1 protein-coding gene is annotated in these 311 nt (G+C 28.3%); it reads left to right on the top strand.

The genetic code is table 11. From position 1 onward, the window contains the following. Positions 1–158: helix-turn-helix domain-containing protein (locus tag C1G53_RS07385; protein WP_105118228.1), on the top strand; the 158-nt coding region annotated here is incomplete at its 5' end. Between the last annotated feature and the right edge of the window lie 153 nt (positions 159–311).

The raw sequence follows: 311 nt of genomic DNA, 5'->3' as shown, positions 1-311 counted from the left end.
CAGAATATTATTTAATCAAGGTTGAAAAAATTTCCGCACATACGTTACATCGAATGAAATTAGGTGAACCAATAACAACAAAAACAATTGATAAATTATGTGAAATCCTTGAATGTAATGTTGAAGACATAATCAAACATGAACTAGATGAATACTAAAAGCCAAGCACAATTGCTTGGCTTTTAGTATATTCGGTTTTCTAAGAAATTTTTTAATCTCATATCAATAATTTTGGCATATTCAAGGCAATCCTCCTTGGACTGCTGAAGTTTCTTTTTAATATCTATATACAATTTATCACTATTATCTGT

Origin of the sequence: Streptococcus suis (assembly GCF_002960445.1) — a bacterium.
In the GTDB taxonomy this organism is placed as follows: domain Bacteria; phylum Bacillota; class Bacilli; order Lactobacillales; family Streptococcaceae; genus Streptococcus; species Streptococcus hyiners.
The sequence above is the reverse complement of the archived record's forward strand: the minus strand, read 5'-3'. Positions and strand labels throughout refer to the sequence as shown.